General features: G+C 40.0%; 31 protein-coding genes, 1 tRNA gene and 1 pseudogene. 11 read left to right on the forward strand and 22 right to left on the reverse strand.

Annotated elements, in window-relative coordinates; genetic code table 11:
- Window positions 1-49 precede the first annotated feature (49 nt).
- The 6 genes and pseudogenes from DHU68_RS00695 to DHU68_RS14300 all read left to right on the forward strand — a co-directional run bounded on the left by DHU68_RS00695 (window position 50) and on the right by DHU68_RS14300 (window position 5,401).
- Window positions 50-496 (forward strand): DDE transposase family protein, encoded by a 447-nt coding sequence (locus DHU68_RS00695; protein ID WP_108821056.1) that lies wholly within the window; start codon window positions 50-52, stop codon window positions 494-496.
- Entirely contained in the window at window positions 496-2,052 is a 1,557-nt protein-coding gene (locus DHU68_RS00700) for a hypothetical protein (protein WP_108821057.1), read from the forward strand. The genes DHU68_RS00695 and DHU68_RS00700 overlap by 1 nt, the downstream gene beginning before the upstream one ends.
- Before the next feature lie 66 nt (window positions 2,053-2,118).
- Complete coding sequence (locus tag DHU68_RS00705; protein ID WP_255412432.1) at window positions 2,119-2,565, forward strand: phage protein Gp36 family protein; 447 nt, start codon at window positions 2,119-2,121, stop codon at window positions 2,563-2,565.
- Window positions 2,566-2,576: 11 nt separating this feature from the next.
- The gene (locus DHU68_RS00710) at window positions 2,577-3,812 is read left to right on the forward strand and encodes a DUF935 family protein (RefSeq protein ID WP_108821059.1); all 1,236 of its coding nucleotides are present in this window, start codon (window positions 2,577-2,579) and stop codon (window positions 3,810-3,812) included.
- Between the two features lie 287 nt (window positions 3,813-4,099).
- Window positions 4,100-4,483: pseudogene (locus tag DHU68_RS14405) on the forward strand (minor capsid protein); the annotation flags it as partial.
- Entirely contained in the window at window positions 4,484-5,401 is a 918-nt protein-coding gene (locus DHU68_RS14300) for a hypothetical protein (protein WP_255412390.1), read from the forward strand. It begins immediately after the preceding pseudogene.
- On the opposite strand, the gene DHU68_RS00720 is transcribed toward DHU68_RS14300, so the two are convergent.
- On the reverse strand, window positions 5,398-5,664 hold the full coding sequence (locus DHU68_RS00720) for a hypothetical protein (protein WP_160111031.1): 267 nt from the start codon (window positions 5,662-5,664) through the stop codon (window positions 5,398-5,400). The genes DHU68_RS14300 and DHU68_RS00720 overlap by 4 nt on opposite strands.
- Before the next feature lie 39 nt (window positions 5,665-5,703).
- Between DHU68_RS00720 and DHU68_RS00725 the strand changes: the two genes are divergently transcribed.
- Together DHU68_RS00725 and DHU68_RS00730 are read left to right on the forward strand one after the other, a co-directional pair.
- Window positions 5,704-6,186 (forward strand): phage virion morphogenesis protein, encoded by a 483-nt coding sequence (locus DHU68_RS00725; protein WP_108821062.1) that lies wholly within the window; start codon window positions 5,704-5,706, stop codon window positions 6,184-6,186.
- 9 nt (window positions 6,187-6,195) lie between these two features.
- Complete coding sequence (locus DHU68_RS00730; RefSeq protein ID WP_108821063.1) at window positions 6,196-6,696, forward strand: hypothetical protein; 501 nt, start codon at window positions 6,196-6,198, stop codon at window positions 6,694-6,696.
- A gap of 59 nt (window positions 6,697-6,755) precedes the next feature.
- Here DHU68_RS00730 and DHU68_RS00735 read toward each other — a convergent pair whose 3' ends face one another.
- The 16 genes from DHU68_RS00735 to DHU68_RS00810 form a co-directional block, all read right to left on the reverse strand.
- Window positions 6,756-7,193, reverse strand: coding sequence for a hypothetical protein (locus DHU68_RS00735; RefSeq protein ID WP_108821064.1), 438 nt, complete (start codon window positions 7,191-7,193; stop codon window positions 6,756-6,758).
- A gap of 31 nt (window positions 7,194-7,224) precedes the next feature.
- Complete coding sequence (locus DHU68_RS00740) at window positions 7,225-8,223, reverse strand: hypothetical protein (protein ID WP_108821065.1); 999 nt, start codon at window positions 8,221-8,223, stop codon at window positions 7,225-7,227.
- 103 nt (window positions 8,224-8,326) lie between these two features.
- The gene (locus tag DHU68_RS00745) at window positions 8,327-8,560 is read right to left on the reverse strand and encodes a hypothetical protein (RefSeq protein ID WP_108821066.1); all 234 of its coding nucleotides are present in this window, start codon (window positions 8,558-8,560) and stop codon (window positions 8,327-8,329) included.
- Window positions 8,561-8,636: 76 nt separating this feature from the next.
- A complete protein-coding gene (locus tag DHU68_RS00750) occupies window positions 8,637-8,876 on the reverse strand; it encodes a hypothetical protein (RefSeq protein WP_108821067.1) in 240 nt (79 codons plus the stop codon).
- Between the two features lie 5 nt (window positions 8,877-8,881).
- On the reverse strand, window positions 8,882-9,184 hold the full coding sequence (locus DHU68_RS00755; RefSeq protein WP_108821068.1) for a DUF4406 domain-containing protein: 303 nt from the start codon (window positions 9,182-9,184) through the stop codon (window positions 8,882-8,884).
- Window positions 9,185-9,191: 7 nt separating this feature from the next.
- Complete coding sequence (locus DHU68_RS00760; RefSeq protein ID WP_108821069.1) at window positions 9,192-9,659, reverse strand: helix-turn-helix domain-containing protein; 468 nt, start codon at window positions 9,657-9,659, stop codon at window positions 9,192-9,194.
- 137 nt (window positions 9,660-9,796) lie between these two features.
- Entirely contained in the window at window positions 9,797-10,315 is a 519-nt protein-coding gene (locus DHU68_RS00765) for a host-nuclease inhibitor Gam family protein (protein ID WP_108821070.1), read from the reverse strand.
- Window positions 10,316-10,327: 12 nt separating this feature from the next.
- Window positions 10,328-10,519, reverse strand: a complete 192-nt coding sequence (locus DHU68_RS00770) for a hypothetical protein (RefSeq protein ID WP_108821071.1) — start codon at window positions 10,517-10,519, stop codon at window positions 10,328-10,330.
- Between the two features lie 11 nt (window positions 10,520-10,530).
- Window positions 10,531-10,983 carry a hypothetical protein gene (locus tag DHU68_RS00775; RefSeq protein ID WP_108821072.1) on the reverse strand — a complete coding sequence of 151 codons (453 nt, stop codon included), beginning with the start codon at window positions 10,981-10,983 and terminating at the stop codon, window positions 10,531-10,533.
- A gap of 2 nt (window positions 10,984-10,985) precedes the next feature.
- Window positions 10,986-11,288 (reverse strand): hypothetical protein, encoded by a 303-nt coding sequence (locus DHU68_RS00780; RefSeq protein WP_108821073.1) that lies wholly within the window; start codon window positions 11,286-11,288, stop codon window positions 10,986-10,988.
- A 10-nt stretch (window positions 11,289-11,298) separates the two neighbouring features.
- Entirely contained in the window at window positions 11,299-11,895 is a 597-nt protein-coding gene (locus DHU68_RS00785; RefSeq protein ID WP_160111032.1) for an ATP-binding protein, read from the reverse strand.
- 119 nt (window positions 11,896-12,014) lie between these two features.
- Window positions 12,015-12,899 carry an AAA family ATPase gene (locus DHU68_RS00790; RefSeq protein WP_108821075.1) on the reverse strand — a complete coding sequence of 295 codons (885 nt, stop codon included), beginning with the start codon at window positions 12,897-12,899 and terminating at the stop codon, window positions 12,015-12,017.
- Window positions 12,900-12,921: 22 nt separating this feature from the next.
- Complete coding sequence (locus DHU68_RS00795; protein ID WP_160111033.1) at window positions 12,922-14,913, reverse strand: hypothetical protein; 1,992 nt, start codon at window positions 14,911-14,913, stop codon at window positions 12,922-12,924.
- Window positions 14,914-14,935: 22 nt separating this feature from the next.
- Window positions 14,936-14,997 (reverse strand) — tRNA-OTHER (locus tag DHU68_RS00800).
- Complete coding sequence (locus tag DHU68_RS00805) at window positions 14,988-15,155, reverse strand: hypothetical protein (RefSeq protein ID WP_160111034.1); 168 nt, start codon at window positions 15,153-15,155, stop codon at window positions 14,988-14,990. The genes DHU68_RS00800 and DHU68_RS00805 overlap by 10 nt, the downstream gene beginning before the upstream one ends.
- 26 nt (window positions 15,156-15,181) lie before the next feature.
- Entirely contained in the window at window positions 15,182-15,385 is a 204-nt protein-coding gene (locus tag DHU68_RS00810; RefSeq protein WP_108821078.1) for a hypothetical protein, read from the reverse strand.
- Between the two features lie 116 nt (window positions 15,386-15,501).
- Here DHU68_RS00810 and DHU68_RS00815 point away from each other — a divergent pair, with 116 nt between their 5' ends.
- On the forward strand, window positions 15,502-16,203 hold the full coding sequence (locus tag DHU68_RS00815) for a S24 family peptidase (protein ID WP_160111035.1): 702 nt from the start codon (window positions 15,502-15,504) through the stop codon (window positions 16,201-16,203).
- 13 nt (window positions 16,204-16,216) lie between these two features.
- Window positions 16,217-16,384 carry a hypothetical protein gene (locus DHU68_RS14105; protein WP_160111036.1) on the forward strand — a complete coding sequence of 56 codons (168 nt, stop codon included), beginning with the start codon at window positions 16,217-16,219 and terminating at the stop codon, window positions 16,382-16,384.
- A 532-nt stretch (window positions 16,385-16,916) separates the two neighbouring features.
- Here the strand turns inward: DHU68_RS14105 and DHU68_RS00820 are convergent.
- Window positions 16,917-19,061, reverse strand: a complete 2,145-nt coding sequence (locus tag DHU68_RS00820; RefSeq protein ID WP_108821080.1) for an FISUMP domain-containing protein — start codon at window positions 19,059-19,061, stop codon at window positions 16,917-16,919.
- A 452-nt stretch (window positions 19,062-19,513) separates the two neighbouring features.
- Between DHU68_RS00820 and DHU68_RS00830 the strand changes: the two genes are divergently transcribed.
- Window positions 19,514-19,882: a DUF1801 domain-containing protein gene (locus DHU68_RS00830; RefSeq protein WP_185117481.1), complete on the forward strand. Its 369-nt coding sequence runs from the start codon at window positions 19,514-19,516 to the stop codon at window positions 19,880-19,882.
- Between the two features lie 46 nt (window positions 19,883-19,928).
- Here DHU68_RS00830 and DHU68_RS00835 read toward each other — a convergent pair whose 3' ends face one another.
- From DHU68_RS00835 to DHU68_RS00850, 4 genes are all read right to left on the reverse strand, one after another.
- Window positions 19,929-20,462: a hypothetical protein gene (locus DHU68_RS00835; RefSeq protein WP_108821612.1), complete on the reverse strand. Its 534-nt coding sequence runs from the start codon at window positions 20,460-20,462 to the stop codon at window positions 19,929-19,931.
- Between the two features lie 15 nt (window positions 20,463-20,477).
- Entirely contained in the window at window positions 20,478-21,530 is a 1,053-nt protein-coding gene (locus DHU68_RS00840) for a winged helix DNA-binding domain-containing protein (RefSeq protein WP_185117482.1), read from the reverse strand.
- 305 nt (window positions 21,531-21,835) lie between these two features.
- Entirely contained in the window at window positions 21,836-22,411 is a 576-nt protein-coding gene (locus DHU68_RS00845) for an SIS domain-containing protein (protein WP_108821082.1), read from the reverse strand.
- A gap of 135 nt (window positions 22,412-22,546) precedes the next feature.
- On the reverse strand, window positions 22,547-24,589 hold the full coding sequence (locus DHU68_RS00850; protein WP_108821083.1) for a glycoside hydrolase family 36 protein: 2,043 nt from the start codon (window positions 24,587-24,589) through the stop codon (window positions 22,547-22,549).
- Window positions 24,590-24,594 lie beyond the last annotated feature (5 nt).

Raw genomic sequence — 24,594 nt, forward strand, 5'->3', positions numbered from 1 at the left:
ATTCAATTATATAAGCCTCAATTTTGCGTTAAATATTAATGCTTTTTAGATGGCTAAAACACCAAAAACAGACACAAAAAAAAAGAACGCAAAAGCGCTCTTTCTGACGGGGCAATATCAGCAAAAAGAAATTGCCGAGCTGGTCGGCGTTACGGTACAAACGATTAGCCGATGGGTTAATACTGAGAAATGGGACTTAGAGCTCGCCAGCTTGACAATAACAAAGGAAAAACAGCTCGCCCGATATTATGCTCAGATAAACGAGATTAACGAGGCTATATCTATGCGTGACCCAGGGCAACGCTTCGCAAACAGTAAAGAGGCTGATACATTACTTAAGTTGTCGAGCGCCGCCCAAAAGCTGGAAAGTGAAACGGGCGTGCGTGAAATAGTGGACGTCTCAATCGGCGTGCTCGAATGGGTGCGAGGCTTCGACCCCGAAAAAGCTAAGGAGTTAAGCGAGCTTTTCGACGGCTACATAAAAACTAAATTGTAATGGCAAAGGTAGCAGACAAACAAGCTTTTAACGAATGGGAGGCGTACCGCGAAGCTCTCAAACGTTCGACGGTTGTAGATATTACCGAAACATACGCACAAAAACAAGCGCGTATTAAGATGCTGGAGGCTGACGACGAGGCGTGGTTTGCTTACTATTTGCCTATGTATAACCAGTACGAGCCCGCACCGTTCCATAAACGCTCAACAAAGCGAATACAAGGCAAGCCAGGAAACGAGGTAAAAGGCGAAGCGCGCGAGCGTTGTTTGCGTGGTGAGTGGTTTGAAGTGGACGCCTGGGCGCGTGAGCTTGCCAAGTCAACGCAAGCGATGAAAAACGTGCTAAAATTAACACTTACGGGCAAGAAAAAGAACGTTATCATGGTGTCGAACTCTGAGGATAACGCTAAACGTCTTTTAGAGCCTTACCGTGCTAACCTGGATAGTAACCAGCGTATAATAAACGACTACGGCTTGCAAAAGTCTTTTAAATGGAAAGATACCGAGTTTAAAACGCGCAAAGGCATTTCTTTTCGGGCGGTCGGAGCAGACCAAAGCCCGCGCGGTACTCGTAACGATGCGGCACGACCAGACGTTATTCTGATTGACGATATAGACACCGACCAGGATTGCCGAAACCCCGAAATAATAAAGAAGCGGGTCGATTGGATATTCGGGGCGCTCATACCTACGCGGGCGGTTAATATTCCTTTGCTGGTGCTGGTGTGTGGTAATATTATAGCCGAGTATTGCTGTGTAACCGAGCTTATGAAAAAAGCCGACTTTGTGGATATTGTCAACATACGCACAAACGGCAAAAGCTCATGGGAGGCAAAAAACAGCGAAGAAGATATCGACCGCGTGCTCAGTACAATATCTTACGCGGCGGCTCAAACGGAGTATTTTAACAACCCACAAACCGAGGGGCGCGTCTTTAAAAAATTGAACTGGGGCAAAGTACCACCGCTCCGAGAACTGGAGCAACTTATCGTTTATGCCGACCCCAGCCCGTCGAGCCGTGAGGTTAAAAATAATTCTTATAAGGTCGTCGCATTAATGGGACGCGACAAAGAGGGCGTAACCTACGTTATTAAAGCACTTTGCGAGCAAACGACAAATGCAAAGTTTGTTAACTGGTTTTATGATATTTACGAACTAACAAAGGGCTATAATGTGTATTACTACATTGAGAATAACAGCCTACAAGACCCATTTTATCAAGACGTATTTATCCCGTTATTCAAAGAGATAGGACGCTCAAAGGGTTACATCGTACCCATACGCCCCGACGCCCGCAAGAAACCCGACAAATTTACACGTATTGAGGGCACATTAGAGCCAGCTAACCGCCTGGGCTTGCTGATATTCAACGAACGCGAAAAGGATAACCAGCACATGCAAACAGTGGTCGAACAGTTCGGCGTTGTTTCGCCTACCTACAAAGGAGCGATGGACGCCCCCGACTGTATAGAGGGAGGCTATAAGATACTAGACGAAAATTTGGCAAAACGCCAGGGCACATACAGAACACAACGGCGAAGCTCGCGACGCTATTAATCAGTATTAAACACTATTTAAACAGTTATAAGCATGTTTTTAGAGATTGACGAATTAAGGTCGGTAATGTACAGTTACCAGCTTGAAACAATAATAGAGAACGACAACACTATCGCGGTTATGGCGATAGAGTCCGCCGTCTCCGAAATGAAAAGTTACCTAAACCCCAGCAACCAAAAGCAATGGCAAGACGGACGACCGCAATACGACGTCGATAAGATATTCAGCGCCCAGGGCGGCGACCGTGACGCACTTATCCTGGAGCTATGCAAGGATATAGCGCTCTATCGTGTTTGTCGGTTGTCGAATGTAGATATAATACACGAACACGTTAAAGAACGTTACGACCGAGCTATCGACTGGCTCGAAAAGGTTGCGGGCGTAGGTAATCACAAAGGCACGCCGACAATAACGCCAAACTTACCAACAATAAAAACTGACGAGGGCGAGACTGGATCGTCAGCAAAGAAACTTTTTAGATATGGCAGTCGCCCCAAGTTTAACCACGAATAAAATAAAGTCTTATGATTAAGCAGTTTCTAAACCGACAAATAGCAACACTGAGCGCCAAACTCGGCAACACTCAAAGCATAGCAAGCCACAAACCCAGGTTTGCACCTCAGACCGTGCGCAAGTCTGTAAGCCAAACCGTGCGCGATATTGCAGACTTAAGACGAGCCCGTGAGCTGGCATTGTCAGCTCAGAATCCGAAACAATACCTTTTGCAAGGTATCTACACGGATATAATGGACGACGCCCACCTTACCTCTCAAATAATGAATCAAAGGGAGCAAACAATCGCGGCGGGCTTTGAAATGCAGACACCCGACAAAAAGCTCGACGAGAAAATGACGGCTATAATAAACGAGCTCCCATTTATGCAAGACTTATTCGGGCAAATAATAGATAGTGAGTATTTCGGTTATTCGCTGGTCGAGTTGTCAGTCGAAAGCGGCGTACAAAAAGCCACATTGATAGACCGCCGAAACGTAGTTCCCGACTTTGGGCGATTTTATGATGATTACACCTACGACAATTATATCGAGTACCGCCAAGCTAAGGAGTACGGGCGCTGGTTACTGGAGTTCAACGCTGAGCACCTAGGCATCTTAAATAAAGCCGTACCGCACGCGTTATTCAAAAAGTTTGCGCAGTCGTGCTGGTCTGAACTTTGCGAAATTTACGGCATACCGCCCCGCGTAATGAAAACAGACACACGCAACCCCGATATGCTGGATAATGCCGAAAAAATGATGCGCGATATAGGGGCGGCGGCGTGGTTTATTATTGATAGTACCGAGGAGTTCGAGTTCGCCCAGGGCGTCAGTACAAACGGCGACGTTTATAATAACCTCATACGCTTGTGTAATAACGAAATGAGCATGCTCGTTTCGGGGGCGATAATCGGGCAAGACACCAAGAACGGCAACGAAAGCAAGGAAAAGGTAAGCGTCGATATAGCAGACAATCGCGTGCAAGCTAATAACCGCATGATTGAAAACTATATGAATAGTCTTGTTATACCAGCACTGGGACGCATCGGCTGGATACCATTAACCAACTCGAAATTTAAGTTTTCAGCCGCCGAGGACTTAGACAAGCTTTTCGATATGACGGTTAAAATAATGCCTCATAAGAAAGTGTCGGACGAATGGATAAAAGAAAAATTCGGGATTGAGGTCGAGGGCGACCGCTTCGAGACGATACAAGCGACTGAGCCGACCAGCAACAAAGAGGGCAAAAAATTAAATTTTCAGTAGGTGCGGGCACGGCAACACCTAAAAAACTGACGTTGCACGATTATTATAATTGTACGTGCCCCGATTGCGGCGGGTACGTTGAGCCTATTGTATTGTCGGCAACCGAAGAAAGCAACCTACAAAGCGCATTTAATAAGGTTGTACGCTGGGCGTATAAAGAGAAAAAAACAGAAATTACACCCGACGACCTGGATAACCGAAACGTGCAAGGCTTGACAAACGAAATAAACAACGTTTTGCAAGACGCACTACGCAAAGGCATTGTTTACGAGATACCCGACGAAATGATGCAACACTTTAGCAATAATGTGTATGTGTTTTCGGGTTGTAAGACTTTCGACGAGCTCCGAGCTCTGAGCGACTTACTAAAAGACGAGAAAGGCGAAATAAAGCCCTTTTCTAAGTTCTTTAAGGACGTGCGCCAGGTGCATAACAATTACAACAAAAACTATTTAGAAAGCGAGTATCTATTCGCCACACAGTCGGCACAAATGGCGAGTAAATGGGCTGACTTTGAAAAGGACGGCGACCGTTACAATTTGCAGTACCGAACCGCAAACGATAGCCGTGTGCGCTATGAGCATGCCGTATTGCACGATATCACGTTACCGCCAAGCGACCCGTTTTGGGCTAAATATTTTCCGCCGAACGGCTGGAGGTGTCGTTGTAATGTGGTGCAGGTCCGCGTCAATCGTTACCCAGCAACGGATAGCACAACGGCTAACGACCTGGGCGAAAAGGCGACTTATACAGTAGGCAAAGGAGGCGTTAACACGTCGGCAATGTTTCGCTTCAATCCTGGAAAGCAAAAAATAATCTTTCCCGAAACACACCCGTATTTTAACAATAAAGAGGTTGTAAAGAAATTGAGCGAGCAAGGTAAAGCCAGCGACGCACTGATAAATTTAAAAGACTTTATCAAAGGTGACGAGCCAACCAATAACGAGGTAAAGAATATACTAAGCAAATACGCCGAGCTCAGCCCCGACGACTTTAGACAAGGGCTTGACAAAGTAGGCTTTGCAAAGTCCCGAAGCTATTTAATGCAACATAGCATGGCATATAAACCCTCGACAAACGAATGGGTGAGGGGCTCGAAAATATCTATATCGACGCACACCTTTACAATTAAGATAGACGGCAAGCTCGACACCTTTAACGCGGCTGACGAGCTAAAAGGGGCGCTCGGAGCTATCAAGAAAGGCGAAAAACTGACATTTAAGCAAGAATATAGCGTCGAGTCTTTATGGCATGAGATATTGCACGCTAAAACGAAAACAAAGCCGACCAACTTTACGAACGTTACACGGCAAGAAATGGAAACCGTTAACCAGTTTGTCGCCCGACATACTTACGGCGATTTTTTGAAACGTTTAGGCGGTACGGCTCAGCACAAAGATAAGATATTGAGCGACGGGCTGGGTTATCAGCGACACGTTGCCGATTTCAGAAAGCTGTTAAAAGATAACGGTATAGATGAAACGAAAGCAGTCGAAGCGCTCCAACCTAAACTGTTAAGCAACTACGGCACGATAGGACGTGAAACAAAGAAGTTTATAAATGAAAACAAGAAGAAAAGCGAAGATTAAGCCTCTATTTGCTCGTAGTCAAACCCGCGCACATATTCGTCGTGCATTTCGGGTATTTGAGCCCATAGCTCGGAGGCGTCCTGGTTGCGGTATTCCAGTAATAGGGCGGTATCAAATATGGCTTTGTCTTGTGGTACTTTTTGCATGTAAACTTCTTTCGTCATTTCTCCAGCGTAGCCAAGTGCTCCTGAAGTAACGAAAGAGTAAAAGCCGATAGCCTTAAGCTCGTCGGACGTAGGGTTATAATCAAAAATAGTTTTCATACAATAAGCCATTTTTACAAAAATACTAATTTATTTAATATGAGCGACTTTATAAACAATATTTTAAAAGATTTAAAGGTCGATTTAACGGAGGCTTTCGACCGAAATTTCGAGCGCAAGGCTTTTTTCAGTGGCGCACCCTGGAAACCAACCAAGCGCCCAGTATCGCGCGGCTCGCTTTTGGTGCGTAGCTCAGCAATGCGCAATTCGATAAAGTCCGAGATAAAAGCCGAAAGCCTGGTCTTTAGCTCGTCAAAGCCGTACACCGCCATACACAATGAGGGGGGCACAATCAATATGCCGCCCCGTAAACAGATTTTACACTTTGATAGAAAGGGACGTTTCAGCAAGAACAATAAAAGGGCATCGTACGGACAAAAGGCAAACGTACGCGGGTACTCTGTCAATATACCGCAACGCCAGTTTATCGGCGACGCTCCCGAAGTAAATAAAATAATTCGTGAAGTGGCAACCGAAAACGTAAGCGAAGCAATAAAAAGGCTTTTTTCAAACCGCAAATAATATATTATTATGGATAGATTAATCGAAGCAATACAAGACCGCCTGGAGGCGCAAGTTCCCGAACTTCAATATATAGACGACGACTGGGGACAAATGGACGACTATGCACAACCGCCCGTTAAATATCCGTGTGCACTTATTGAGGTGCAAGACGCTGAATATACCGACGAGGGCGAGCTCAGGCAACGAGGCGTTGTCCTGGTAACTGTAAAGCTCTATTTTATGAGGCTCAGTAATACGTCAAACCGAGCGCCGAAAAGTCAAAAGATAGAAGCTCACAAGAACTGGGCGATATGCACAAAAGTAAACCAGGCTTTACACGGGCAAGACTTTATTAAAAACGGCTTTGCTAAATTGACGCGCAAGCGAATGAGCCCACCCAAAAGGCAAGACGGGATATATAACCGTAATATAACTTATTCGGTCGGCTTTCTTGACGAGTCGTGCGTCCCAGTTCGCAAGACCACACCCGCAAAGCCTACCATCAAAGCGTCGATACAAACAGTATAAAAAAAGCCTCGCATTTTTGCGGGGCTTTATCTTTATTTAATCAGTATTTAAACGGCGTTTTATTGCGGGCTAAATGCAACATCTACAAATTCAGACTCGAAAAAGTCGCTTATGTATTTTTCATAATATTGCCCTGGATATTTAGCACTTTCGACAACAACGGTCAAAGGCTTATTTTTAAACTCGGCATTTATTTTAACTTTTCCGTCAGTGCCAGTTGTTGCAGATTGGTCGGCATTTATTTTGCTTTCGCCTTTTTTATACTTACCACCTACCTCATAGTTATAATCGTTAGATGTTCCGTTTACATCAAAGAAAAGATAAACTTTTGAGCCTTTGTCGGGATAAGTAGTTACATTGTCGCCAGCTTCTTTATAAAGCGATGTTACGGTTAAAGTTAGTTTATCACCAGTACCGCCGCCGTTATCTTCGTCGTCACTACATGAGTAAAGCCCCACCAGGGCAAGACACATAAATAAGGTTAATAGTTTTTTCATTATTATTTTATTTTTAAATTATTCCTATCTATTAAAGTTCATTATATTTTTCTAGTATTTTATATGAACTGTAATAATCCATATTTTTACTTGTTATTTCTATTCTGTATTTATTATGAGAAATATATTGCAAAGAGACATTATCGCCCATAAAAATATGAGTTGCTATTTCGCCAACTTTATCGCTCCCTATTGTTTTTCTTGATTGCGCCCAATAACTAATATATAGGTTTATAATAGTATTAGCAGTGCCGTCGATAACGACTTTGTCGACAATCCAACAAGGGGCGTCAATATCTAATGTTGTAGCATAATAAGAGGGGTATTCGTTCCGTACTGTATAATAATATTTAACTTGTATGTAGTCGTTAATCTCTTTATCTATGGCAATTTTTCTTACATAATATTCTTGTATGAAGCCTAGTTTATTAATCTTTTTCGACTCGTCACCATAAGTAAAACCAACGCTTTGGAGGTACAAGCTAAACCGTGTCCGTACTAATTCTTCATCCATATTTGTAAATATGGTAAAATTGCCATGTTTTACACCATTTTTTTCGCCCAACATATCCATCGCAAAAATAAATCTGTCATAAGGTCTTTCTTTGCTATTAAACTGTTTTGATATTTTCTCGTTCCGCTCTTTTGTTTCTTCTTTAAAAATACTGTCGCGTCGAAAAGCTTCTTTTTCATACTTTTCTCGTCTAGCTCGGTCTTGCGATGCTAATAAATCTAGCTGAGTTTTATATTCTTTTTGGTAGCAATCCACACAAATATTATATAATTTAGCTTTCTCACGAGCCTTCTCAATATACTGACTAGGGTCAGATAGTCGGGAAATATGTTTTCCACTATTCAGTGCTTCGTTGTTTTCATCCAAATAAGTCTCAATTAAAGCAATGAAACCATCTCCTTTTTTATATAATTGCTGTTTTTGCTTGCTCGTCATTCTATATTTTGTATCCAAATTATCTTGTGCAATAATCGACAAAGAAAAACAAGACACAAGGAGCAATAATATTGTTTTCATAAATATTCTTATTTTCACTGGTTAAAGCTATAAATATTTTTTTCTCAATCCTAATCGGACTTACTAAAATCAAATAAAGCCCCGATTTCGCGGAGCTCTATTTTTAAAATTCTAATTCTAATACTAATTGATTGTGAGTAACTTCTTTCATTTCTTTTTTAACATCTGTACCCATAATGCGCCAAAATGTGCGCTCGCTCATGGGATAAACTTTAGTTATATGCTGTCGATAAGCTTGCGCCTTTGATTTGCTTTGATTTCCTGGCTCATAGTATTTATCGACCATTTCTTGCACTAATTCATATAGACGTAGTTTATTAATGTTCTTTTTTGCCATAAGTCCCGAAAATTTTATTTACTTTTGTAATAGCCACTTACAAAGCTCTTTTTCGTTTCCAGGACGTTAGGGGCTTTTATTTTTTTTGCGAGTACACTATATTCATATCGTCAATAGCTCTATACATTCGCCAAAAACCCGTTAACTCATTCCGTGCACTTGCTGGGTTTAGAGTCAAATAAAAGGCTATTACGCGCACTATCTTTGATAAATAATACAAGACTAACCCGACAGCATGAAAAGTCAGCACATAGAGCACAGAAAGCGCCCATAATACAAACGACTTTGATAATTGTTTAATTCTATTCTTTTTCATTGTTTTTACTTTTCTGTTTGATAAATAACTCCCATACCCAGTTCGTAAGCGATATTGTGCTCCAGTCTTGCTCCTTTGCTGTTTTCCCAAGTCTTAAGCATATAAATACAGTCACAGTCCAAAAGTGCCTTTATATCCGCTCTCATGTGAGCCGCCCAGGGTGCGTCTTTTTCTTCACCATTATTAAATGGGTTTACGACCTCGAAATTTTGGCTTTGTAGTTCTATTTCTTTTTTGTTAAACATTTCCTTTGCCTCGTCGTATGGTAGGCTACTAATTGCCCCCGATATGTAAACTTTAATCTTCATTACTTTATCAAACTTTTATTACTAATATTCCGTTCTTACATACTATTATCTTTCTAGCTTCAAAAGTGCCGACACCCTCGCAAACTTCGCACGTATCTAGTTCGGGCGGCGCTAAGCCGAGCCAGTCCTCAAATACTACGACTTTACCCGACCCGTTACAGTTAGGACAACAAAAATTGCGCACCTCTATATTTTCGGGGGCTGTAGTGTTACTTGCTCTTAAGTGTTTTACTTTGTCCCATACTGCCATTATTTGCGGGTCTTTAACTTCGATAGCGTCATTAACAACATTTACCGAGTTCAATATCGTTGAATGGGTGCGACCGTTTAGTCGTCCTATTTTCGAGTAAGAATACCCACTTTGATACATGAGCCAATAGTAAACGTGGCGGGCAACCGCCGTACTATTTGTACGGCTACGCCCTAAAACCTCGCTCTCTTTAATGCCTAGTATCTTGCAAAACTCTGTAATCATTGTTTAAAGACTGTTTAAATAGTTATTAACCACATTCAAAAACCAAAGAGAAAACCATACCAGCAACACCCAAAACACCGCACTACCTATCAGAATACCCGACCAGGTAAAAATCACCGTTTTGTTTAGCCTTATTTTCATTCGCTTGTCTCTTTTTTAAGCTCAATGTAAAATGTTTCATCTTGCACCACTTCGACGCCGTAATCTTTCATTTTTGCCGCCATGCCCTCTTTATCGCGGTCGGCGATAAGTTTTTCTTTGTCAAGTTCAACCGTTTTACGCACATACTCAGGCGCTAATTTTTCTAAAAGCTTAGCGACGGCTTTTTGTGTAAAGCCTTTGAGTGTTTTAATCTTTGGCGTACCCATACGAAAGCCGATAGTACCGTGCGTTAGCTCGACGCTCTTTTTCTTCGAGAACTGAGTCTCTTTGTTTTCCAGTGCGTAAGCTTGCACCAGGTCGAACGCTTCGCTTTTCTCAGCCTCCAGCTTCGCCAGCTCGTCGGCTTTCTCGTCGCGTAATTTTGTGAATTTGACATCCAGGTCGGCGTTAATCTTTGTGATGCTGGCGTCAGCTTTTGCGTATGCCGCCAACGCGTCGTTCATTTTCTCGTCTGAAATGTTCGTCAATACTGTTTTCTTTGCTCTCTTTGCCATATCTATACTATTTTAAATTATATATTCGGGTTTACTGTAATCGACTGAGGGGCTTTCGCCGTTCATCTGACATCGTTTTATCTTCAATGCGTTATAATTGCCAACTAAGAGCGACCATGTAGCCATCGGCAAAGGCTGAGACAACAACGCCTCCAGGTCGGCGATACGCTTTTCTACTTCTGTAATTGTTAGTTTCTTTTTCATAGGGTTGTTTTTTAGCTGTCTGCAATACTTTCTAAGAGCGCATCCGCCCAGGCGTTATGTGTGGCGGCGTTCTTTTCGCCAAACCGTCGATAAAGAGCTTTAAGCGTCATAAGGTCTATATCGTTGAATCGGTTTACATTTGCCGCCTTACATGCCACGCGCTTAACGTAGTCGGTGTCGGGCTTATACTTTCGGCGCTCCAGGTTTGAAAATATCGCCGCTATCAATCTTTTGCGGGCTTTATCCAAGTTCGGATCGTCGGCTCTTTTCTTTTGGCTTAAGTCTCGGCGCATTTGCTGGTAAGCTCGCGGGTACTTAGCGTACAATTCGACCAGGCTATCAGTTTTACCGTTTGAGTAATCAAATACAAGCGCCTTGCGCACCTCGTCTCTATCTTCGTTGCCTTGTATATTTCGCATATAAGCGAATAGCCAGGCGTGCGGGTTATTAGTTTTTGTTGTCATTGTTAAAAAGGGTATAGGGTTATATCAACTATTTTAGACATGTGCACTCCAGTATCATTTTTTGATTTTGTACCGTCTTTTTTCACTTTGTAAAAGCAACACCACACATCTAGGTTATTACGAAAAGCCGAAACTTTTAAATGACGGAAAAAGCCATCGAAACATTTACCGTCCGCCGTTTCTACTCTGTATTTGCAATTAACAGTCAAATCGTATTTTTTCGTAAAGTCCTCTAAAACGAAGTTTATCGTTTTGCTTAAGTCTTGTAACCTCAGACTAAAATTGTGTTTATAAATCTTTGTCATATCTCAATCTTTATATTTCGTAATACTCTCTCGCTTTTGTCTCGCTTATCACTATCTCACCACTGCCACCGTATCGGCTCTTTTTTACAAAGGCTTTGAAACCTTTTACCAGCATACACACGTTAGCGTCGTAGTAGATAGCTTGCGCCAGTGCGCCTTTGGGGTTGAGCCCGTCGGCATGTGATAACCAAATGAAAAGCTTATCGGGAAAATCATTAACAAAAGCCTTGTATTGCATCGGCGTAAGTCCCGTGTATTGCACCGAGTCGATAAAAAGCACATCGGGCGAACGTTTCATCTTTAGACGGATGCGTAGCTCGTCGATGCTCTCTTTATCCAGGAGGTCAAACCAGCCCGCAACGTCCGACATACCCGTGCGGATATATGCGTCTTGTATCGACGCCGACAAGCCCTCTTCGATTGAATCATAAGCCGTACGATAGTATATTTCATTCTTTTTTGTTTTATGCTTTACTATTTGGCTCAGATGTTTACCGAACTGCATACAAAGGCTAGTTTTACCCTCGCCACTACCGCCGTAGATTAGCCAAGACCCTTTTAATTCGGGCAACCCGATAGCATCTTTCCATTTATCCGTTATAGGCACGGTTTGTGGTCGATAGCTCAAAACATCGGACACCGAAAGAGCCCGTTTTAATTTTGTCGCTTTTTTATTATCGTTTGCCTCAATCATTCAATTATCGTTCAAAAGGTGTTTAATTTTGATTATTTGCCACTTTTACGGGCTTTCTTGATGTTCGCCTTTGTTAGCTTCTTAACTCGTCGTAAATCGCTCTCACAATCGTTTATTATACTTTGTAAAACTTCGTTGCTAGTCAAACCATTTGCGGTGCATATACCCGCTATATCTTCGTACGTGTTGCCTGGCAACTCAATAAAGCGGCGACCTACACGGCTATATATCTCGTTATATCCTTTTCGCTTGTTTTTAACCCCTTTATCTATTCGTTTTTCCAGGTAGTCAGTAGCCATCAGCACCAAGCCGCAATAGTCCTCCAGTTGATTGTAAAGCGTGATAAAGAAGTAAAGCACCTGGTCGCTCAATTTGTCAGCTTCGTCCAGGATAAGGAGCGGGCATTCTTTCGATTTTAGAGTCTTAACCGCACGGTGCACCAGTTGATTAACCGAGCCCGACGTATCTTCGCCCATCACCTCCAGCAATTCCAGCATAAACGTTTTTCTATTCCAATACTCGGAGCAAACCAGGTGATAAGCGTTTGCGTTTTCTTTTACATATTTCTGAGCCGTCCCAGTCTTACCGCATCCAGCGTGCCCGATAATTGCATGTACACCGCTTTCGCCTTGTATATCGCTTTGTGCATCGTTCAAAAGAGCGTAAAGCATATTATAAACCGTTGTACGTGTAATTACCCAGCTTTCAGCCGCAAAGCCTATTTGCGCGGCTACGTTGCGCCACATTTCGTCGGCGATTAAGTCCCATTTACCGTTCTCAGGCGTACCCGTTAGTATATTCGATACCGTAGTGGCTGATACATTTCTTAAAGTCCTGGCGGCTTTATTTTGTCCGCCTACACGTTCGCAATAGCTTTTAAAAGCTTCTTTTATTTGCTGTTTAAGTAATTCATTCATAATATTTTATTTTTAATTGTTTTTAAAATAGGTCGTATATATCTTGCGGTTTCGCCTTGCGTTTTTCAGCTTGTTTTTTCAGTATATCGGCGGGACTGGGCTCAATGCTTTTGCGTCCAGCATCTATGTTTCTTATGTTTTTGTGTTGTCCCTGGCTGTCGGTAAGTACAAGTTTTGCCAGTGTGCCGTTTAGTTGTGGGTTATCCTCTAGGAACTCGCGCACGGTGTCACCAGTTTCGCCTCTAAAGTCAGTTACATAGTCCACAACCTCGTCGTTAAATCTATTCATGCGCGCAAGCTCTGAGGCGTCGCCGTCGGTGCGGTCTTTTAACGCCATCGGTTGTATGTGCTTTTTTTCCAATACAAAGCGGAGCGTTTCGTCGTCGTTTATAGCCAATACGCGGTCGGTGTCGGCTGGGTCGTACATAACAGACCACTGAGTCGAAGCAAAACGACGGAACGCCAGGTCGAAACAGTCAAAAGATTGTCTTATCCCTTTAATGGTTACGTGTAAACCGTCGCCTTGCATTAAGTTTTTGCGACCCGTTGACTCGCCAAAGTGATATAAATAACTTTCGTACGATAGCTCGATTTTATTCTCGTCTTTTGTCTCAGCCCACAATCTCAGATATTCGTCGCGTTTTTCCTGGCGTTCCTTTTCGATAATAAGTTCAACCATTGCACATACCCCATCATAGTCGGGAAAGTGTTTTTTATATTTGTTCAAAAACTCGATGTTTGGTTGTTTGTCCTTATTCGACGTAATACCAAAGCCCGACCAGTTAGGCTGGAGCTGACAATATGTTTTATTCAGATAACCGAAATACGGCTCTATTATCTTTGCCTTTGCGTTCTTCGCACGGGCGGGCGTTACGTGTTTACCCATAGCCGCATAAAGAGGCGTTAAGGCTTTAATTGCGTAGCGGTCGGCTTGTATTTGGTGCGTACGGTACATCTTGCCAAATAGTTCGGAGGTGTGGCGTGCCGCATTGCGTAAAGCCGCCTTTATTAGTTCGGGGCTTTCGTGTGTACCCACTGCGTAACCTATCGGATATTTACAGCATGGGTCTAACACTACGACAACCGTCGGGCGATTATGATAAGTTATTGTTTTACCGTTGTGCTTTTGATAAAGGAGTTCTACGTCCCAGCCGTCAAGCGTCCAAAAATAAAGCGGGTTTTGTGGCGCTTTACGTTTGGCTTGCATCATTTTAGTATTGTACATAGCCACCGAGCCACGACGTCCCGAAAATATTTCTAAATCGTATTTATCTCTGTAACGGGCGATAGTGTGCCCCGTTATTTTCTGCCAGCCCGCACCCTCAGCCACTTGATTATAAAGCCTTGCGATACGCTCATTGTCAAAATTGCGCGGGTCGCCTAAAAGCTCAATTATTAAGCTTTCTTTTACATTGTCGTCCACTTTAGCCGCGTGCTGGTTAGTAAAATTCTTATGTATAAGGCTTTCTAAACCCTCTTTTTTGTAAAGGTTAAATCTATCTCTCAGCCTGGCTGGATAAGCGGGCAAAGTGTGAGGGTACACGGTACGGTCTAAGGCTTGCACATACTTGTTTATGCTCTCCCAGGTGCGCGACATTTTACCGCCCTTTACTTTCTTTGGGGCTACCTTATCAGCGATAAGTCGCTTTATAGCATCCAATATGCGCGCATTATTAAAATACTCTATACGTGTTTGTTTTGGCAAATATCGCCCGTCGCTCAGTCTGTAATTTTCAAAGAAATTGTTTGCCTCAGTGCTGGGGGCGATATATTCGTCCAATAGATTAAGTTGTACAATCTCGTAAGGGTCGCCGCCGATTTTCTCTTTTACGAGTTCCTTAAATCGGTCGGGCATACTATCATAAGACACCAGCGCTGGAGTATTGCGACTGGCGCGACGTACAACGTATATTTGTTTACGTTTTGCGAGTGCCTTATAATTGTCTAATGTTAGAATATCATTTTCCACTAACCAACTAGCCGAAACGCAAAGTAAATTTTTGTAATATTCCATAATCTTAAATCTTTTTTTGTTGTAAGTGTGGGCGGAATCGAACCGCCGACGCTTTACCGCTCTAACCTACTGAGCTACACACTCGCCTTTACTTGCTTTTTTACTTCGTTCTCTGTTAGATAGCACGGCACGCCGTTAAAGTGTCTTTTCTTCGGGTGACAAGGGATAAAGAGGTATTTGTCGCCGCTCATGCCGTAATACATCATTGTCGCTTTGTGTTGCTGATTTTCACAGTTATACACATTGTCAATTTTTAAATCTTTTACATTCATAGCGTTACCTTTGTTTCACGGTTAATAATTTCTAATACATCGCAAGCATCTTTTACTATCTTTCTAGCTAATTCGGTATTTCGTTCTCTCTCTCCAGTTAATACCATGCGCACATATTCAGTTGAACACTTGTGTTTACGCGCGATAACTGCGATTTTTAAATCTTTTAATTCGTCGGAGTTGAAAATTTTTGTTTGCATAATCACAACAATTTGTATTTTTATTGTTTACTTTGTTCTTAACATCGCAACAAATATATTTAGAAATTTCTAAACAAGCAAAGAAATATCTAAATTATTTAGAATATTCTAAACTAATGGAGGTAAATAATCGGATAAAAGAGTTTTGCTCTTGGTACTCAAAAGAAAACAAGATTACACAAAAAGAGCTTTCGGGTCTTGTTGACATATCTAGTAGTCAGTTAAGCTCTATTATTAACGGACGAGACAAAGTCGGCTTGTTAATAGTTGAGAAATTTCTAAACTTGGATACTCGTTTAGATGCGAATTGGCTAATAACTGGAAAAGGTGAAATGTTGAAAGAGTACGACAAAAACTCTCAAACAGTTTTTAAACTTAAAACTGACTACAATTTAAATAATCAGTTTATACCGCTTTATGAGATTGACGCATCGGCGGGTCTTATAACCTTATTTGATAGCCAAATAACACAAAACCCAGTAGGAGAAATAAGCATACCAAACGCCCCTAAATGCGACGGGGCGCTATATGTGCGTGGCGATAGCATGTACCCGATATTAAAATCGGGCGATATAGTAGCGTATAAGACAATACACGACCCGAATAATATTTTTTGGGGCGAAATGTATTTAATAGATATTGACGTCGAGGGTGAACAATACCTCACTATAAAATATATTCAACGCTCAGACAAAGGCGACGACTATGTTTATTTAGTAAGCCATAACGGAAACCACCAGCCCGTTCACATACTAAAGTCTAATATCAGAGCCTTAGCCCTTGTAAAAGCAAGTATTCGTTATAACAGTATGGGATAAAAGATTATAAATTATGAAAAGGAAAACGGGTAAAACAATAGGTGTCATTTTTGCAATATTATTTTCAATTATTGCGCTCATTCTTATTTTAGTCAATCAGTATGCGTTTGGTATTATAATCTTGCTTTTTGGAGCTCTTATTTCTGTCGGTTTGATTAAAAACAAGAATTACACAGACTGAAAACATATAAATACCTATCATTTAAACTATTACATGTATTAAATAAATTCCATAAGGGGTATGATAACTGTAATTTTAGCGGTTTTAGTGTTCTTTTTCGTTGTTATGTATCTTTATGATGCCCTTAAAAGTCGGTATTCTGTCCCCCCATTTGTCCCCCCATTTGTCCCTTTTAAGTCAAAAAAGCCATATTTTGCACGTTTTAGGGCAAGTGATTAAATAGTGTTTTAATGGTGTTTTATTAGTATTTTATCAAAGTCATTTAAACGGTCGCACCCGCGTTTTAAACAGTTCTCGCCTATGTTTACACCCAAAAACAACAAAAGAGGCTATAAAGCCCCTCCATTTTCGTCCCCAGTTAATACTGAGTTAACATATAATTCGCATTATGTTTGCTCACCTCATCACCCACAAAACAAGGCTAACTCCTTTATTTATAAGTGTTCGCGTTCAGTTTGTCGCGTTCAGAGTTTGTCGCCTTTTGTATTTACCCCCGTACTATTATAGATATCTTTTAAAAAAAGAAATAAAATTATTCGTCTTTTTTGCAACGAACAGGGAGTAATGTTGATTTTGCTAGCTGACCTCTAGTCATTACGTCTGTTGTATATTGCATTAAGCGCCCCACTACTTGTCCCTTATTTATTACACTGCTACTCCAATAATTTGCCATCCAACCGAAGAAGCTGATGGTTCCACCTGCCTTTGTACTGGCAACACCGGGTAAAAGCAAATTGAATCCGGCTCTTGTCGTAGGAGACATTATATTAGATGTTCCTTGGGTCGGTTTAAAACGAGTACCCTCGGGTTGACTAGCAAGAAAATCTCCATATGGCTGGCACATATCTTTCATTGGAAGCCCATGTGTTAGATTTTCCCTATTTGTTGTGGTATTATTGGGATTAAATCTCTCTTCTTGATTAGGGTCTATATCCGAAGTACTACTGTAGAAGGAAGTATTGTGAATTATTTCATTTTCCAGAATAGTCCACTCTTTATCCGATGGGACATGCCATCCGTATGGGCAAATACCTTGTATCTTTGCATGATCTGTTCCTATCTCGCTAGGAAGGTCTACATATCTGTGTCCAGTATCACCTGTTATAGGATCTGGAGCTTGTACATCAAAAATAACATCTCTATTTTTGGATATGGCTGTCCAGTTATACATATATCCATATCGTTGATTGCTTTGGAATACAGCATCATCATCTATGTTTGCTATTTCTGCAGCTTGGTCAGTAGGGAATACATAAGAAGGATCATAAGCTACCTCCGGAGCTGTTCCTGTTAAATATTTACGTTCCAATATGTCTCGCGCATCAATAGTAGAGCCGTCAGATCTTCTGGTATCATATTTGTCTACAGCTAAGTTATTAATCATCCAGCGTCCTGCTGATCCAAAGTCTGCAGAGAAAAAAGTCCGTCCTCCTTGGTCTTTGTGCCATGCTATAGTGCTTATGGGATGAGCAACTCCTTCGGCAAGAGCATCTACTCCGGCTCTTACCTTCCACTCTTCTAAGGTAGGTTCTTCATTGGTACAGTTAATAAAAGTAACAACAATATCTTTTGCTCTTTTCACATCAGTGTTAGCATCCTTAAAGACCACTTCATTTTTGTGGTATTTTGGAGTTGTCTGAGGAAGATTTAATATGAACGAAAAATCTCCAGCCAAATCTTCTTTAGTACCATCATTTCTGTTAGATCCGTGCTCTACACCTATAGCAGGAGTTACGCTGACAAGGTTACCATCTTCTAATCCACGCACTTCTGTTGTCCACTTTACATTACTTGATACAGGAAAGCTACCTTGTTTGGCACTTCCAAAATCGCTTCTGTTATAAAAAGAGTAGGTAATACTATTGACAAAATCTCCAACTTTGATAGCATAGTTAGTTTGGTTTAATATAATCGTTTTTGGTGTTCCTGGACCACATTCATTCGGATCTGGCATATATATTAATTCCCATTGTCTACTATACCAAGGCTTTACAGGTTTGGTTGCATTAGGTTTTATATTAGGAAAACTTATTAAGTCATCCATTGAGTTTACCTCTAAGTTATATCCATCGGAGCTGCTACCTATTGTTTTTTGCCCGTTATTGGTCCAAGGCATGGGCGAAAATAGTGTTTCGTAATTAGTATATTCCCCTTTTGTATTTAGAGTCATACCATCGCTAATAGTAGTTGCTGTAAAAGTAAAAGGAGAGGTCATTACTCTAGCATCCAATCCGCTGGGAATCTCAATAAAATCTTTAGAATAATTAGTTGAAATACTAGGTGTTCCTAAAATAGGGATATTAAGGAGTTGATTCCATCTGCTTCCATCCCAAGAATAAACTCCTTTATTAAACTTTTTATCGCAATTACTCAAATTGTATACTGTAAGCCCTATGTGATTAAGATTTTCAGAATTCCTTTTTTCATCCGAATTATAATATTCATTAGCAACTCCACTTCCAGGTACTGTCTCGAACATCGGATACAAAAGTGTAGGATCTGTTAGCTTTACTCTAGGAAGCATTAATCCCTTTTTAGAATTAGCACCCATAGTTGCATCTTCTTTTAAGTCCAACAGGGCTCCATCCGAGGGAGCTTCAAGGGAGCCGATTGTTACTTGAGCCTGCAGGTTGACAATAATAAATAAGCCTACAAAGAGGCTACATAGTTTAACCATTTGATCTGTTTTTTTGTGTATGACATTGAATTGAAACTGAAGTATGTATACTCTCTTAATTTAATTCAATCTTTTTGAAAGTTGTAAAGTTTATTAATCCATTGATGTCAATTAAAAGACTTGCGACAAAGGTATTTTTATAAGGAATTTCCTGGGATTTATCTTGCAAAAAGAGGTGCTTTTTTTGCAAAAAATCAAACAACATCCCCTTCACCCACCCTAACAACCCGCTATAAATAAGCAAATTATACACAAACACCTCAACAATAAGAATTGAGGGCTTTACCATGATGTTCTATTTTGCAGTTCTTATTATTCATTTTGTATCTAGTTTTCTAGCATCACTTATTTTAACAAAACATGTAAACTCAGCTTGAAATTCTCGGATTATTTATGAGGTTTTATTAAATTGCGTTGTGTTGCTAATATTTATCATTAAGAACCTTTTGGAGATGATCGACGACCTCTATAATTATTATATTGAACAGAAAGAACCTCAGAAGAGTTGCATGTTTACTTTGAGAGATATTATTCTTGCTCAGGATAATAATATTTCAGAAACAATGAAATATGGAATGCCTTGCTTCTGTTATAAGAAAAAGATATTTTGTTATCTCTGGACTGATAGAAAAACAGGTGAACCATACATCCTTTTTGTCGAAGGAAAACTTCTTAAGAATCGTGAATTGGAAATAGGGAGCCGTTCTCGGATGAAAATTCTAAGAATTGATCCAAACGAAGATTTACCTATAGAATTGATAAAATCTATACTAGATGAGGCATTGATGCTATACCAGAATGGAACAATAATAATTAAATGATAGATGTGCCTTAACAATTAATTGGGTTTAAAATTTGTAGAAATGGTTAGAACTTTTGTAAGCTTTTTCCTTTTCTCATCACCTTTAGTATGTTCTTCTTCGTTACTTGTATTGCTGGAGATAATTCACTTTCCATCATTTCGAGGGTGATTTTCAATTCTTGTTTCAGCTCGGGAATAGAACGGCATAGTGCATAAGCTAGCTTCATACAAAGCGCTCGTGTCCCAAAAGGCTCTGTTTTCGAAATCATTCGTTCCAAACAAAAGTCTAAAAAATCTACTCGCGGAGGATTTGCTAATGGCTGTCTGTAAAGTATTGCAAGTATTAATCTGCGTTTTCCTATATGACTACATTTCAAGGCTTCATCAATCAATTCATTCTGCTTATTATGTAGCCATTTATTTTCTTCCGAAGAAAAGTGGGTCATAATCCAAGCCGATTGATAAGATATTTTATCATCTTCATCAAAAAGTAAATCGTATAGTTCTTGCTTCCTTTTATGATCTCCTTGAATTAAGAATATCATTTCATGAATATCGTTCATGCCGATTCGTTGCGAAAGCTTAGCTCGAAAATTCATATAAACAAGCATAATTCATTTATCAGTAGCTTTTTTATAATGCTTTAATTTCATTTCTGCCTGAGTAAGTAGCTTTTTATTCGGCTTGAACTTATCATGCCAAAAGGTTACATCTAAATCAGTTCCCTTTGATTTCCAATTACCCATCACATGACCGTTGTATAATATAACAGGCTTAAATGTTCCGTAATTATTGAAAGCTTTGGGATAATGTTTCAAGTCCAAAACATTAGTTCTATTCTTGTAACTGATGAGATATTCGTCGTAGGCTGGAAGAAAATGAAGTATTTCGTCCTCTAACGGAATATTATCTTTATAAGTATTATGGATATACAGTTCTGTAGAATCAAAGTAATCTTTTATCAATTCATCTTCGATCAAACCAAAAGCATGTCTGCAATCTCTAATTGTTAATCCCGACCACCAAATGAAATCTTGTAGAGTAGCAGGTGAATGACTCATTAAATATCGTCGTGCTAATTTGGCTAATGCTTCGTCTTTGGATATGTCCTTGCTTTGAGGAGCTCTTTCGTCCAATAGTGCATATGTTTGTTTTTCTCCTTTCAATGAGCCACTACATATAATTCCTTCAGCTTCCGCCCACATCATAAAGTGGTATATATGCCTTGGAGTAGCTCCCAACCCTCCTTGCTCAAATAATTTAGCAATCTCTTCCTTTGTCTGATGGTTATTGTCTCGTAACGTCTTCTCTAATAACCGATAACATTTTATTAAATCTTGCTCTTCAATTTTCAAATCTTTAGCATATTTCCATGCTAATTTAATTCGATCTCCTGTCAGCTTCAGAAGCCATCTGATATCTTCTGAAGAAACGAAATGCCATGTTGGACGCATGATATGAGTGCGAAGGAAGTCTCCGCGATTGAATGCGTCTTCTACTTCCTGCTCAGTACAAGACTTCAACCTGATAGCAATTGCCCATTTAGCCATAGTAAAGTCCTGAGCTTGTATTGCACCCATCCATGAAATTAATTCTTTAGGAGTATCGAACTTATGTTCTGACAATTGATGACTTGTGAGTCGTATATTTTTGATAATTGTATTCATTTTAAACTAACCTTACTTATCGATTCTTTTTTATCAGATTATATTATCTCTGTATGAATCTGAGGAGTATAAATATTTTGCAAGTCAATATCCTACTTACTATATAAATATCTGTACCTAAAGCGAGCTGTAAGGTAGCAAAAATATAACGAAGAAATAGTGTTGCATCAAATTGCAAATATGTATAATCTATGTAGCAGTTTCAAGTATGGATATAATTTTTCGAATTAAGTACACAAAAATGGTGGAAAAACTATCAAGTTAACCACCTCCATTTATCATCAAAGAGTCAATTGAACTATTATTTAGTGTCCTAGCTTAGCTTCTATCAATTGAATTAATATATGGATAACTTTAATATGTATCTCTTGTACTCTATCCGAAAATGGAGCTTCCGGACTAGCAATTGTTACATCTGATAGCTTTTGAAGCATATTCTCTCCCTCTTTAGTTAATGCCACAACATTTAGGTTTAATTGCTTCGCCTTTTGAACGGCTCTAACTACATTCTCCGAATTTCCACTTGTACTGATTGCCAATAACACATCTCCTTCACGACCTACTCCTTCCACAAAGCGAGAAAAAATTTCATCAAAAGAGAAATCATTCCCCACACATGTTAAATAAGCAGGATCATTTATTGCTATTGCAGAATATGGCTTCCTATTTCTTCTAAATCGCCCTGTCAGTTCCTCTGCAAAGTGTGCTGCATCACATATAGACCCACCGTTACCACATGTTATTATTTTATTCCCCTTAGCTAAACAGTCAGCCATCATTGTTGCTGCTTGTTCAATAAGCTCCGTATTTCTTGATTTATCTATGAACTTTTGTAAAACAGCCAAAGCCTCATTTAGACTATTATTTATGATCTCTTTCATCGTCGTATATATTAAAGTATTAACATTTAAATTGTAATAAAAAATTAGATACAGCAAGATCTCCCATCTTGCTGTATCTCAAAAAAAGAATGAATTTAAAACAACAAGTATAGTACTACCTGTTTTCATGTATGCTTATTTCTTATATGTAAGGATAAGAGAAGATCTTTTATCAGGCAAGGTCAATCTTAAGCCATTTTTAAGTTCTTCTCCTGTTTTCTCCACAGTTTCATTAGTATCCTGATTCGTCACCTTATATGTATTCTTTACATCTACACCCGACAGTCTCACTGTTATAGTTTCATCCGGACTTTGTTCCCTTCTAAAAGCAACCACCACACCTGTATCGTCAGAAGACCTATGTAACTGATAAGCAAGCCAGATATCATCTGTAGTCATATCTTCATAAGAAGTCAGTGGATAATAATCTTCATAGAAATAAGGTCTCAGATTCATAAACTCTTTAAAACACCTTTGCATCTCAGTAAACGAAGACGATCCTTCGGTTATCTTCCAATTAAATATGACTGAAGTACCTAAGCTGGAACGGAATGTAAACTTATCACTTTTCTCTACACCCGTTCCTGTCAGTGGCAGAAAGAAATTTAGACCATAAGTATGGCTCTGATATCCTATAGGCTCACCGTAATGATAGTCGGTACGCCACATTGGCGCACTTCTCTTCATCGATTCAAAGTCGATACGTCGTCCTCCACTGGCACAGTTATCAACTAGCGACTCAGGAAATCGTTTCAGAATATAATCCCAGAAAGCGTATAATCCTTCTATGTGACGAATCTCTCTGATACCAGTTCTTCCCGGCTCTTCATTCTCGCGCCAATAATTATCAACCCTCATATTAAAGTCTTGACGATAATAATCGATCCCATTTTCTTCCATAAAGTCTCCAATGAACTTACAGAGCCAATCGAGCGCTTCTTTATTGCCCAAATCAAACAAATAAGCATCTGTTCCCTTGGCGTCAAGCATATATTTTCGCAGCTCTCTACCCCAATTAGACTCTTTTATCACTCTTTCGGGTTCGAACCAAACCATAAACTTAGCTCCGACTTCATGAACTGCATCAGATATTGGCCTCAATCCTCCCGGGAATCTCGTTTTATCTACTTCCCAGTTACCTACCGTGTTGGCCCAGTTTTTATTATTCTCTACTTGATTTGCTTTTATATACCAGCCTGCATCTAGCCAAAACACTTCCGGCACTAACTTAAAGTATTTATATCTATTAATCATGGCAAGCGCATAGTCGGTAGTCAGACAGGTATATTCATTACAAGGATGAGGATCTCCATAATTGAAACTTGTTGATACTGGATATACTGTCGGCTTACCATTTACCTTAGGTGCCTGATGATGAATCATGAACTGACGAAATGCATTATGTCCGATCATACGATCTTCACCTTTCCAGAATAATAAACAGATACTTGGAGTACGAATAGTCTCATTCGCCTTCAAATAAGTCTCCAACCATTTCATTCCGGAATTGAAAGAAATGCTGTTATTCGATTGTTTCTCGAACTGAGAATACCAAGTTCCCGACCAACCAACTGCAAACATAAAACCCTGACCTGAGCCCGATTCTATATTAAAAAACGGAAATGCGTTATCTGAAGAACGTCCATCTTGAGGTGAGATTTCAAAAGATTCTCCACTCTTGAGGATTTTCTTCCGTGGATGAAAGTCTGCTTTAGATACATGAGTTCCGTCAGCATAATGTAATATTATATCATTAGCTTCGTATTGAAAATTCATATCAATCACTTTCACCTTCTCGATTGTAGGAGAATTAGCCGATGATTCATTCGTAAAACGCAAGACCCATTCTACCGCTTTATAGCTTGGATAATATCGAACATCACAGACCACTTTCATTTTAGTCTCATTATCTTGCCAAGTATAAATATTATTGAAAATATCTTTTTCTATTTCCCCTAACATTTGAGAAGAGAACTTCCATTTCTTGATAAAATCACTAGACAATTTTCCGTCATACACAAATGAAAACGGAGGGATCTTCCCTTTTTTAAAGTTTCCTTTTACCCATTTAGAAATTTCAACTTCATCCTTTTCAAACTTAGATGTAGTTTGTCCTAATAATGGTGATGAAACAAGGAAAGCCAAAAGAAGTATATATATGACACTGTATTTTTTCATTTCTA

The sequence above is a fragment of the Dysgonomonas sp. Marseille-P4361 genome (assembly GCF_900343125.1).
Taxonomy (GTDB): domain Bacteria; phylum Bacteroidota; class Bacteroidia; order Bacteroidales; family Dysgonomonadaceae; genus Dysgonomonas.